The 11,523-nt window shown below is 63.4% G+C and carries 8 protein-coding genes and 1 tRNA gene; 5 read left to right on the top strand and 4 right to left on the bottom strand.

The window, feature by feature from the left end:
- From ACI3KW_RS19775 to ACI3KW_RS19785, 3 genes are all read left to right on the top strand, one after another.
- The gene (locus ACI3KW_RS19775; RefSeq protein WP_404849512.1) at window positions 1–2,088 is read left to right on the top strand and encodes a CHASE2 domain-containing protein; all 2,088 of its coding nucleotides are present in this window, start codon (window positions 1–3) and stop codon (window positions 2,086–2,088) included.
- Window positions 2,089–2,349: 261 nt separating this feature from the next.
- A tRNA-Pro gene (locus ACI3KW_RS19780) sits at window positions 2,350–2,426 on the top strand.
- Between the two features lie 65 nt (window positions 2,427–2,491).
- Window positions 2,492–3,469, top strand: a complete 978-nt coding sequence (locus ACI3KW_RS19785) for a phosphotransferase enzyme family protein (protein WP_404849513.1) — start codon at window positions 2,492–2,494, stop codon at window positions 3,467–3,469.
- Here ACI3KW_RS19785 and ACI3KW_RS19790 read toward each other — a convergent pair.
- The 4 genes from ACI3KW_RS19790 to ACI3KW_RS19805 form a co-directional block, all read right to left on the bottom strand.
- On the bottom strand, window positions 3,462–4,748 hold the full coding sequence (locus ACI3KW_RS19790) for an O-antigen ligase family protein (RefSeq protein ID WP_404849514.1): 1,287 nt from the start codon (window positions 4,746–4,748) through the stop codon (window positions 3,462–3,464). The two genes, ACI3KW_RS19785 and ACI3KW_RS19790, sit on opposite strands and share 8 nt — an antisense overlap.
- Window positions 4,745–6,262 carry an undecaprenyl-phosphate glucose phosphotransferase gene (locus ACI3KW_RS19795; RefSeq protein ID WP_404849515.1) on the bottom strand — a complete coding sequence of 506 codons (1,518 nt, stop codon included), beginning with the start codon at window positions 6,260–6,262 and terminating at the stop codon, window positions 4,745–4,747. The genes ACI3KW_RS19790 and ACI3KW_RS19795 overlap by 4 nt, the downstream gene beginning before the upstream one ends.
- 72 nt (window positions 6,263–6,334) lie before the next feature.
- On the bottom strand, window positions 6,335–7,465 hold the full coding sequence (locus ACI3KW_RS19800; RefSeq protein WP_404849516.1) for a glycosyltransferase family 4 protein: 1,131 nt from the start codon (window positions 7,463–7,465) through the stop codon (window positions 6,335–6,337).
- A gap of 11 nt (window positions 7,466–7,476) precedes the next feature.
- A complete protein-coding gene (locus tag ACI3KW_RS19805) occupies window positions 7,477–8,043 on the bottom strand; it encodes a polysaccharide biosynthesis/export family protein (protein ID WP_262168364.1) in 567 nt (188 codons plus the stop codon).
- A gap of 138 nt (window positions 8,044–8,181) precedes the next feature.
- Between ACI3KW_RS19805 and ACI3KW_RS19810 the strand changes: the two genes are divergently transcribed.
- Both ACI3KW_RS19810 and ACI3KW_RS19815 read left to right on the top strand, forming a co-directional pair.
- Complete coding sequence (locus ACI3KW_RS19810; protein WP_404849517.1) at window positions 8,182–10,398, top strand: Wzz/FepE/Etk N-terminal domain-containing protein; 2,217 nt, start codon at window positions 8,182–8,184, stop codon at window positions 10,396–10,398.
- 12 nt (window positions 10,399–10,410) lie between these two features.
- Entirely contained in the window at window positions 10,411–11,451 is a 1,041-nt protein-coding gene (locus ACI3KW_RS19815) for a polysaccharide deacetylase family protein (RefSeq protein WP_404849518.1), read from the top strand.
- The last annotated feature ends 72 nt before the right edge of the window (window positions 11,452–11,523 follow it).

The following is an 11,523-nucleotide window of genomic DNA, read 5'->3' on the forward strand; positions in this document are numbered from 1 at the left end:
ATGTGGAAACGGCGGCTGTCGGCTCTGGTCTTCGGCGCCGTCATCGTCGGCCTGCTGGTGGCATTGCGGGCGAGCGATCCCTATCCCGTCCAGGTGGCGCGCGAGACCGCCTTCGACACCTTCCAGCAATTGCGGCCACGACCGGCGCCCGCCGATCTGCCGGTGCGGATCATCGATATCGACGAAACTTCGCTCGCAGAGGGGGGGCAATGGCCCTGGTCGCGGCGCACCATGGCGACCATCGCCAACCGCCTGACCGAACTGGGTGCCGCGGCCATCGCCTTCGACGTGCTGTTTCCCGAGCCAGATCGCCTCTCGCCATCCTCGATCCTGTCGGTCGGTGCCGACTATGACGCCGAATTCGCCACCGCACTTGCGGCCGGGCCAAGCATCTTGGGCCTCACGCGCAGCGAGAAGAGCCTGGCCGTGCTGCCGTCACCTAAATCGGGATTCGCTCTGACCGGAACGGACCCGCTGAACGCGCTGCCGCTGTTGGGCGGGGCGGCCTCGCCATTGCCGGTGTTGGAGCAGGCGGCCAAGGGCCTGGGCGTTGCGAGCCTCGACACGACCGGGGCAGGGGTGGCACGCCGCCTGCCACTGCTTTGGTCGAACGGCACGGCGCCACTGCCCACGCTCTCGGTGGAGGCGCTGCGCGTGGCGCAGGGGGCGTCGACATTGGTGGTCCTGGGCGACAGCGCCGGCATGGTCGAAAGCCTGCGCGTCGGCGACTATAATGTTCCAACCGGCCCCACGGGCGATATGTGGCTCTATTACCGGCATCTCGATCCATCGATCTATGTTCCGGCGGCCGACGTGCTGGCCGACGGCTACACCACGCTCGCGCCACTCATCGCGGGCCACATCGTCTTCATCGGCGCCTCCGCCAGCGGATTGCTCGATATCCGCGCCAGCGCACTGGGCGAGGCGGTGGCCGGCGTCTCCATCCATGTGCAGGCACTCGAACAAATATTGACCGGCACCTTTCTCAATCGCGCCGATTGGGTTGCGGGCCTCGAAATCGTCGTCCTGGCGGTGAGCGGGCTGGCCATCGTGCTGGTCCTGCTGTCGAGCGGCCCGCTGGTGGGCCTATTGTTTTCGTTGATGATCGCGGCTCTGTCCTTGGCCGGCAGCTGGTTCGCCTTCAGCCAATATGGCCTGCTGATCGACCCCAGCTTTGCCCTGTTCGGCGCGGTGCTCACCTATGCCGCCATGGCCTTTTTCCAGTTCGCCGTGACCGATGCCGACAAACGCCGCGTCCGGCAGGCTTTCGCCCATTATGTCGAACCGACCCTGCTCGACCGGCTCGATAAGGACGCCAGCCTGCTCAAACTGGGCGGCGATCTGCGCGAGATGAGCGTGATGTTCTCCGATGTGCGCAACTTCTCCGCCCTCAGCGAACGCACGTCGCCCAACGAACTCGTCGCCATCCTCAACCGGCTCTTTGCCGCCCTGGGCGCGGCCATCATCGGCCAGCACGGCACGATCGATAAATTCATGGGCGATGCGGTGATGGCGTTCTGGAATGCCCCCGCCACGCTCGACCGGCACCCGCTCCACGCCTGCCGCGCCGCCCTCGCCATGCGCGCGGCGTTGCAGCAGCTCAATGCGGGCTCGGCCGAGCCCATCGCCATCGGTATCGGGGTCGCGACTGGCCCGGCGCTGGTGGGCAATATGGGGCTCGAAAGCCGCTTCAATTATTCGTGTGTCGGCGACACCGTCAACGTCGCCAGCCGTCTCGAAGGCGCCTGCCGGATCGTGAGCTACGATATCCTGATATCGGCCCAAACCCGCGCCGCAGCACCGGAACTGGCCTGCCTGCCGGCCGGCGCGCTGGAACTCCGTGGCATGAGCGAACGCGAGCCCGTCTATCTCCTGCTGGGCGACGAGACACTTGCCGCCGATCCGGCATTTACCGCATTGGTAGCAGCGCACGCTAATCTGCTGGAAACGCTAACGAAACAGGCGCCAATGCAGGCCGCAATCGACCTCTGCGCCACGCTCGGTGCTGCCCTCGACCCACGTCTGCCCGATTTCTACGTGGCCTGCCTGGGCCGCCCCAACGACTTCCTGGCCTCAGACAAAAAATGACCCCGGTCCTGTGTGCATGGGGGCCGGGGTCTCGACATGACGTCGTTTGGAGGTCACAGGGGCAAACCTGTTCATACTAAACGCGGCGCCCGCGGCCAGGTTCCCTCAGCGGTTCCATCGCATTAGCATAAAAAGCGCATTCGCCTGGGGACTCCCGGCGCCGCTCAAACGCGATTAGGCTGTGGCCAATGTGGGTTTGTGCCATTTTCCCGAAAACAGCTCTTGCATCAAAACCACCCTTTCCGTATGTCTCCGCGCAGTCGGGGCGTAGCGCAGCCTGGTAGCGCATTTGTCTGGGGGACAAAGGGTCGTCGGTTCAAATCCGGCCGCTCCGACCAAATCCCTCCTCATTGATGATCCTCTTGCTACCCCCTCGGGGTGCGATGCAATCTGGAGAGCCGTGATGCCGCTCAGCGCAAGCGACGTTCAACCGGCATTATCGCTGTGGCCGGATCTGGCCGGGGGCACCGCCCGGCTGATCAATCATTCGGAAAACCAGACCTTCCTGGTCGAGACCGAGCGCCGCGGCCGCTTCACCCTGCGTATCCATCGTCCCGGCTATCAGTCCCGCCCCGCCATCGAGAGCGAACTGGCCTGGCTCACGGCCCTGCGGCGCGATACCGATGTGCCGATTCCCGAGCCCATTCCCGGCCTCGATGGCCGGCTGCTGCAGGCCTTCAAGACCTCGGGTGAGGAAACCCGCCTCGCCGTGCTCTTCCGCTTCGCCGATGGGGCCGAGCCAACGCCCGATGACGATATGTGCGAACTGTTCCGCACCCTGGGCCGCTACGCCGCGCAATTGCACCTGCATGCCACCCAATGGCAGCAGCCCGAGGGCTTCCAGCGGCCGGTCTGGCGCGCCGCGAGCATTCTGGATGCCGATGGGCTATGGGGCGATTGGCGCATCGCGCCGGGCGTCGACAAGACGATCCGGGCCGTTCTCGACCGCACCGATTCCGCCCTGTGGCGGCGGCTGGGCGAATATGGCCTGGGCGAAGACCGCTTCGGATTGATCCATGCCGATATGCGGCTGGGCAATCTCCTGGTCGATGGCTCCAATGTGACGCTGATCGATTTCGACGATGCCGGCTTCTGCTGGTTCGTCTACGACTTTGCCGCCGCCATTTCCTTCCACGAAACCAATGCCGCCATTCCGGCTTTGCGTTCGCTCTGGATCGAGGGCTACCGCACGGTGCGGCCCTTGGACGACGAGCATGTCGAGGCTATCGATTCCATGGTGATGCTGCGCCGCATGGCACTATTGGCCTGGATTGGTTCGCATGCCGAAACACGGCTGGCGCAAAGCCATAAGCGGGGCTTCGCCGCCGGAACCGCCCAATTGGCCGAACGCTATCTACGCGGCGCGCTGTGGCCTAAATGACCATCTGCTCGCGCGGCGCGCCGGAACGGTGATCGTTGCGAATGGCGGTGGAAATGCCCCAGATCATGCCGGCAATCAGGAAATAATGGCGCCAGTGATCGGTGTCGATAATGGCCGACTCGCCGACCAGCATGACGAAAGTACTGATCAGGGGAATCATGATCAGCCGGTAGGGCGAGGGGCGGGCAAGGGCGGCAAAGCCGCGCCACAGCGTCAGGACGATCAGCAGGTAGTAGAAAAAGCCGCCGCCCCAGCCATAGACAAGCAGCACGGTGACATAGGAATTGTGCGGGTCTTCGCTCACCCGCAGGTTGCGGAATTCCTTGGGGCCGATGCCCGAGGGATTTTCTAGCGCCAGGTCCCAGGCATAGCCCTGGCGGCCGAACCGGCCCGTTTCGCCCTGATCGTAGCTTTGCCCGGCGGCGCGCTCCTCGAACAGTGACGACACCGCGGGAATGCTGAGCAGCCCGGCCAGCGCCACCCCGAGCATGACCAGCCCGAGCAGCGACATGATCATGATGCGCACCTTGTCGCGCGCCGCCGCCTCCAGCCAGAACACCAGCCCCATCACCATGATGGAGGAAAAGGCGAAATGCCCCCAGGCGGCGCGCGAGAAACTGGCAAACACGCCCACGAACAGGATGCCATAAACCATGCCGGCAAACAGCGCCCGCCGCCCCTTGAGCAGCAGCACGCGCTGCAAGGCGAACATGGCCGGCAGCACGAGAAACGGCCCGAACACATTGGGGTCCTTGAACGTGCCCTTGGCGCGGCCATAGAGCACGAAAAGATCGGCGGCCGGGATGAGCCGGAGGTAGGCGAGCGTGCCGATCAGCGAAACCACGACCGCCGCTGCCGTATAGGCGCCTATGACGATGCGCGACCGCCGCGTCGTGTCTTCGGCAAGATAATTGGCGATGAAATAGCTGGTCAGCAGCAGGAAGATGGTGACGGCGGTGAAAATCAGCGCATCATCGAGCGGGGTGATCCGCACCTGAAACACCGCGATCAGCGCAAAGGGAATAAAGCCGATCATGATGGCAAAGAGGCCGAAGGTGGACCGGTAGAGACCCATTCCGGCCAGGATCGCCACCGGCAGCATGGCGGCAAAGCTCACCTCATAAGGCGAGGGCTCGATAAACACCATGGCGCCGGTGAAAACCCAGAACCCCACCAGGATATCGAGCAGCCGCCCGGTCTTGGAGCGCAGCACGGCAAAGCCGAACCCCTTGGATCCGGCCGTAAAGGCGCCGCCATCAACCGTGCCGATGCTGCTCAATATGCATTCTCATTCTTGGAAACGAGCGACACCGGGGTCAGCAGCACGATGTAGAAATCGAACAGGATCGACCAGTGTTCGATGTAATACAGGTCGTGGTTCACCCGTTGCATGATCTTGTCGATCGTGTCCGTTTCCCCGCGCCAGCCATTGACCTGTGCCCAGCCGGTCATCCCGGGCTTGACCCGGTGGCGCGCGAAATAGCCCTCGACCGCCTCGTAATAGAGCTTGTTGTCGGCCTTGGCCTGCAGGGCATGGGGGCGGGGGCCGACGATGGACAGTTCGCCCTTGAGCACGTTGAACAATTGCGGCAGCTCGTCGATCGAGCTTTTGCGGATGAATTTGCCGACCTTGGTGACCCGCGGATCGTCCTTGGTGACCTGCTTGACCGCGTTGTGGTCGAGCATGTCAGTGCGCATCGAGCGGAATTTATAGACCTTGATCAGCTCGTTATTGAAGCCGTGCCGGTTCTGCATGAAGAACACCGGCCCCTTGCTCTCGAGCTTGATGGCGATGGCGGTTATCACCATCACGGGGGACAAGAGGATCAGCGCGGTCAGCGCCACCAGTTTGTCGAACACCCATTTGAACACCAGGTTCCAGTCCGAAATCGGCCGGTCGGCCATGTCGAACACAGCGATATCCCCGACATAGGAATAGGCGCGGTCGGTGAAGCGCAGCTTGCTCATATGGGCCGACAGCCGGATATCGACCGGCAGCACCCAGAGCTGGGTCAGCATTTCCAGCACGCGCTTTTCCGCCGACAGCGGCATGGACACGATGACCAGGTCGATTGGTGTGCGGCGGGCAAATTCGATGAGATCGGCAACCTTGCCCAGCTTGGGCGAGCCGGCGACGCTGTCGGGCGAGCGCGCATCGACGCGGTCATCGAACAGGCCGAGCAGGCGAATATCATTATTGGCGCTGGCGCGGATCTGTTCGATCAGCACTTCGGCATCCTTGCCACCTCCGACGATCACAGTCCGGCGGCGCAGCCTTCCAGCCGCAGTCCAGCGCATGACTATGGCCCGCAATGCCAGCCGATAGGCGACCAGCAGCACGGCGCCGCCGGCGAACCAGCTGAGCAGCCATAGCCGGGAGAACAGGTCGGAGGCCTTGAAGAAAAAGATGCCGACGGCCAGCACCGTCATCACCAGCGTCCAGCCCACCAGCACCCGGCCGATCTGGTTGAACAGGGTGCGATAGGCGACGATGCGATGGGTGCGGGCGGCGTTGAACAGCACATTGGCGAGAAGGCACGAGGCCAGGATCACCGGCACGTAGAATTCTGCCTCGCCGATTGCCACCACCGTTTCAAAGATGAAATAGCCCAGCCCCGCCAGCAGCACGGCTTCGATCACCTGCGCGATGCCCACGACCACGGCGCCTGACAGCGTCCGCTCAACCGGCGCCGCGATAATCGCCTCCGCCTCGGGCGAAAGCTGACGCTCGCCCGCCGCGCCCTGCTTGGATACGTGATCCAGCACGGCTTGTTTTGCATCGACACGATACATTCTGATGCCACCAGTCTTCGAAACTGGTGACATCTTGAGTTCAAGGAATGAAAACTCGGTGAAACCGACTGCCTAAGTCTTTACCAACAGCAATTGATAGAGCGCTTCGATTTGCCCGGCCATGTTGGCCAGCGAGAAAGCACTTTCGATCCGCGCCAGCCGCATTTCCATTTCCGCCTGCGCCGCCTGGGGATCATCCAGCACGCGTTGCATGGCCTGTTGCAGGGCCGGAACGTCGCTGGGCGGGATCAGGCTTTCCGCGCTGCCCTCAAAGATTTCGGGAATGCCGCCGACATTGGTGGCAATCACCGGCAGTCGGGCAGCCGCCGCTTCCAGCACAATATAGGGCAGGGATTCGGCCAGCGAGGGCACAATGATGCAGCGGCCGCGCGAAAACATTGCGCGCGCCGGCTGCGCGCCGGGCAGGGTGATCCGGTCTGTGAGATTTAGCCGGGTGATCTGTTCGACCAACGCCGCCCGGTCGGGACCGTCGCCCGCCAGCATCAGCGTTGCGGGCTGGCCATCGGGGCGACGGACGCCTGCCAGCGCCTCGGCCAGCACATGAATGCCCTTGAGATCGCGCAATTCGCCGACAAACACGAAATCGGCCGCATCCGCATCGGGCTGCACGGGCACGAATTCATCCGGCGTCAGGCCATTGTGAATGATGCGCGTAGGGCAGGTGGGCTCGCCAATCAGCGCCGAATAGGTCTTTTGCGCATAGGCGCTCTCGAAAATGATGGCGCCGGTCTGACCCATCAACAGGCGCTCAAGCCGATGAAAGATGCGGCCCGATCGCGAAGCACGCGAAAAATGCAGCACCCCGCCATGCGGGGTATAGACCGCAATCGCCTTGCCGCCGCCGATCCTGGCGAGCCTTGCATAAAAGCCGCCCTTGGCGCCATGGCCATGCAGCACATCGATATCCAGCGATTTGGCGAGTTTGCGCACACCCAGCGGCGTCACCAGATCGCCGCGCCCGAGCACCCGCGGCATGGCAAAGCGGTGAATGCCCAGGCTCGCATGGGGCAGCAGCGCCCCAAGCTTGCTTTCGGTCTGGGCATCATTGGCAAGGCTGTCGACCACCAGGCCAACATCATGCCCCATTTCGGAGAGTGCGCGTGTAAGATCGGCAACGTGCCGGAACAGGCCACCCACGGGAGCGCGCATCACTTGCAGGATGCGCAGCTTGGGCTCGGCCATCTATCGCTCCGTCAGAACCATCTTTCCTGGATGACGATGGTATCGCCCGGGAAGATCGGGAAGTCGAGCCCAACAACGCCCTTGGCCATCTCATTGCCTTGTCTACGGTAAACGACCGCCTCGTCGCGGTTGGCCGTATCGGAGAAACCACCCGCCGTACTGATCGCCGCGCGGACGGTCATGCCATAGACATAGGGGAACTGGCCGGCCCGGGCGATTTCGCCCTGGATGAAGAAGGGGCGGTATTCCGCCACTTCCACGGCCACGTTCGGATTGCGCATGAAGCCGTTGGACAGCGCTGCCGCCAGCCGGGCGGCGGCGCCTGTCGTCGTCGTGCCGCGCACCTGCACTGGCCCGACCAGTGGGAAGGCGATGGAGCCGGCGTCGTCGACGCGATAGGTCGAACTGAGTTCGGCATCGCCGTAAACGGTAACACGCACCGAGTCGCCCGTATCGAGTTGATACGGCCCCTTGGTTTCCACCAGATAGGTGGCCGAGCCCGTGGTGGCGCAACCCGCCAGCGGCGGCATGAGAGCGACGATGAGAATTGGCAGCCAGCGCATCAGAATCTCGCGCATTTGAGGTAGCGCCAATGTCATCCGGCTATGGTTAAGAATTCCCTTAAGCCGGCATCGTACTATTGCGATCTGCATGAAGTTTAACGGATTGCTTACTACGTTGCGGCCATAAATCCTGCCAACAAACGAGGGAATGCGATGACTTATGAGTCGCCGGCCGTGCGCGATGCGCGAATAGACGTGGGAGCGGTGCTTGGCGCCGTCTTCAAGCGTCTGCCGCGCATCATTCTCATTACACTGCTGTTGCTGGCTGCTGCATTCGTCTTCCTGATGTTTCAGCCGCGGCTTTATGAATCCTCGGCATCGATCCTGATCGAGCCGCGCGACAACGTTTATACCCGCGCCTCCAATGACGCGGTTGCGCCCAATCCGACGGATGCCAGCGTGGTGTCCAGCCAGATGGAGTTGCTGAAGTCGCGCGACACCTTGCTCAAGGTGGTCGATCAGCTCGACCTGCGCTCGGTCCCCGAGTTTAACGGCTCCGCCAGCGGCGGTTTTTCGCCCATGGCGGTGATCACCCAGATGCTGGGCCGCAAATCGGCGCCGGTCAGCGTGGACGAAATCGTGCTGAGCACGCTCTACGACCGCATGACCGTAATCCAGGCACGCGACTCGCGCATCATGTCGGTGCTGGTCCGCTCGACCAACCCGCAATTGGCCGCAGATATTGCCAACGCCGTCGCCAATGCCCACGTCACCCGCCGCGCCCAGCTCTCGCTGTCCGACACTGCCGAGGCATCCACCTGGCTGCGCGAGGAAATCGACAAGCTGCGCGTCCGCGTTACCGATGCCGAACGGGCCGTCGCTGATTTCAAGGTGAACAATGACCTGTTCACCGGCGGCAACAATACGAGCCTCGTCGATCAGCAGCTCTCCACGATTGCCAGCCAGATCAGCGCCGCCCAGGAGCGCAAGAATACGGCCCTGTCGCGCGCCGCGGTCATTCGCGGCCTGCTCGATCGCGGCCAGCCCATCGATAGCCTCAACGATGTGCGCCAATCCCCGGCCATCCAGCAATTGAGCGAAGAAAAGGCTCGGCTGCAGGGCGAAAAGGCTCAGCGCTCGGCCACCTTGCTGGACAATCACCCCACCATCCGGGCGCTGACCGCCCAGATCGCCGAGCTCAACAACCAGATCGCCATCGAAGGCCGCCGTGTTGCTGAGGCCCTTGAGGCAGAGGCGCAGGTCGAGGCCGATGTCGAAACCTCGCTGCAGGCCGACCTGACCCGCGTCAAATCCTCCGCCTCCACCGCTACGCAGGATACGGTGACGCTTGATGGCCTGCAGCGCGAGGCCAAGGCCCAGCGCGACCTGCTCGAAGGCTATCTGCAGCGCTATAACGAAGCCATTTCGCGCACCGACTCCAATTCGGCTCTGCCGGACGTCCGCGTCATCAGCGTCGCGGCCCCGTCCGTCTCACCGGCCTCGCCGCGCACCACAATGGTGCTGCTGGCTGTCGGCATCGTCTCGGTCGCGCTGCAGGTCGGTATCATCATCTTCTCCGAACTGATCTCGGGCCGCGCCATCGTTCCCGGCGCCCGCCCGCAGGACGAACTGGAAGCAGTGCCCTTTTCCGAAGACGAGCTCGAGCCCGACCAGCGCTGGGAAGAACCTGCTGTGGCAGAAGTCGCGCCGGTGAAGGACGAGCCTGCGCCCGAGCGGGTTGAGCCTGTGGTCGCCGTGCAAGATGAGCCTGTCGCACCAGCCAAGCCGGCCGAGGAGCCGGTGCAAGCGATCATGGCCGAGCCAGAGATCACGGCGGAAACCAAAGCGCCTGCCGAGCCAGTTCGTGCAAACCTGCCGCCCGCGAACACCATCAGCTATAGCCAGCTTGCCTCGGACCTCGTGCTGGGCCGCACCCATCTGGTCATCCTGGCCGGCCAGAGCTCCAACGAAGATTGCGAAGACCTCGCCGAGGAATTGGTGGGCGACGCGCTCGCCAAGGGCCTGAGCGTGGCCCTGGTCGATGCCGGCAGCGGCCGCGCCTCCGACGAGGTGGGCCTTACCGATCTGAGCACTGAGAGCGTCAGCTTCGGCGATGTCGTGCACAAATCAGCTGATAACAGCTTCGCCGAAATTCCGTGGGGGCAGGGGACCGCGATCGACCGCCGCTCCAGCAAACCGATCACCCTGATCGAGGCCCTGGGCGACATTTACGAAGTGGTCGTCATCATGACCGGCCCGGTGGGCATGACATCTACCCTGTCCATGTTCGGCGCGCTGGATGGCCGCATCCTGCTGGTTGCCCCCAAGGACGAACCCTTCGAGGCCATCGAGCAGACCCGCATCCAGCTGGCCGAAGCCGGCTTCGGTTCGGTCGAGATCGCCGCCGCCCCCGAGCGTGTTGCCGCCTGATCGGAGCCCGCAATGTCGCTGAAATATACCGCCATCAGGGCCATGTTCGAGGCGCTGTGGCTGTCCCGGCTGCCCGGACTGCTTCGCAGTCTCTCGGCCTCGCGCGGCGTGATCTTCACCCTGCATCGGGTCCTGCCTGATGCGCCGGCCGATTTCTCGCCCAATGCGATTCTGCAGGTGACGCCGGATTTCCTCGACTATGTCATCGAGCGAGTTCGCGAACTGGGCATCGATATCGTTAGCCTCGATGAAGCCATCGAGCGGCTCAAGGCCAGCGACAAGGGCCGCCCCTTCGTCGTCCTGACCTTCGACGACGCCTACAAGGATAATCTGCAATACGCGCTGCCGGTGCTGCGCCGTCACAAGGCGCCGTTCACGCTCTATGTGCCGACCGCGCTGGTCGATGGCGTCGGCGACATCTGGTGGCAGGCCATCGAGGACATTATCGCCCGCCAGGACGCGGTTGCTTTCACGCAGGGCGATGAGACCGATTATGTCGATACGCGGACCACGGCCGAGAAGCAGCAGGCCTATGACGCGCTCTACTGGCGCATGCGCAAAATGCCCGAGGCCGACCGGGTCGCGCTGATGCACAGCTTCGCCCGTTCCTATGGCTACGACCTGACCCAGCAATGCCGCACCCTGATCATGGACTGGCAGGAACTACGCCAACTGGCCGATGATCCGCTCTGCACCATCGGCGCCCATACCGTGCACCATTACGAACTGGCCAAGCTCGACGCCGATCAGGCCCGCTCCGAAATGCAGCAATCGGCCGAAGTGCTGCTGGCCCAGTTCGGCCAACGCCCCAGCCACATCTCTTACCCCATTGGCGGCCCCGCCTCGGCGGGCCAGCGCGAATTCGACATGGCGCGCGAACTCGGCTTTGTCAGCGGCGTCACCACGCGCCCGGGCGGGCTCTATGCCCACCATGCGCAAAGCCTGCACGCTTTGCCCCGTGTCTCGCTCAACGGCTACTTCCAGTCGCCCCGCTATGTCGATGTATTTGCGACCGGAGTGATCTTTTCAACCATGGGCAAGCTGACGGGTTAGGACCGGTCGACCTTTAGCTACTGCTCGGGAGCCACGATCCAATCCCCTCCCCCTTGAGGGGAGGGCTAGGGT

The sequence above is a fragment of the Devosia sp. ZW T5_3 genome, assembly GCF_044987315.1.
Classification (GTDB): Bacteria; Pseudomonadota; Alphaproteobacteria; order Rhizobiales; family Devosiaceae; genus Devosia.

Coding starts and splice junctions, on each gene's coding strand:
- ACI3KW_RS19775 (WP_404849512.1), top strand. CDS start 1: ATGTGGAAACGGCGGCTGTCGGCTCTGGTCTTCGGCGCCGTCATCGTC.
- ACI3KW_RS19785 (WP_404849513.1), top strand. CDS start 2,492: ATGCCGCTCAGCGCAAGCGACGTTCAACCGGCATTATCGCTGTGGCCG.
- ACI3KW_RS19795 (WP_404849515.1), bottom strand. CDS start 6,262: ATGTATCGTGTCGATGCAAAACAAGCCGTGCTGGATCACGTATCCAAG.
- ACI3KW_RS19800 (WP_404849516.1), bottom strand. CDS start 7,465: ATGGCCGAGCCCAAGCTGCGCATCCTGCAAGTGATGCGCGCTCCCGTG.
- ACI3KW_RS19805 (WP_262168364.1), bottom strand. CDS start 8,043: ATGCGCGAGATTCTGATGCGCTGGCTGCCAATTCTCATCGTCGCTCTC.
- ACI3KW_RS19810 (WP_404849517.1), top strand. CDS start 8,182: ATGACTTATGAGTCGCCGGCCGTGCGCGATGCGCGAATAGACGTGGGA.
- ACI3KW_RS19815 (WP_404849518.1), top strand. CDS start 10,411: ATGTCGCTGAAATATACCGCCATCAGGGCCATGTTCGAGGCGCTGTGG.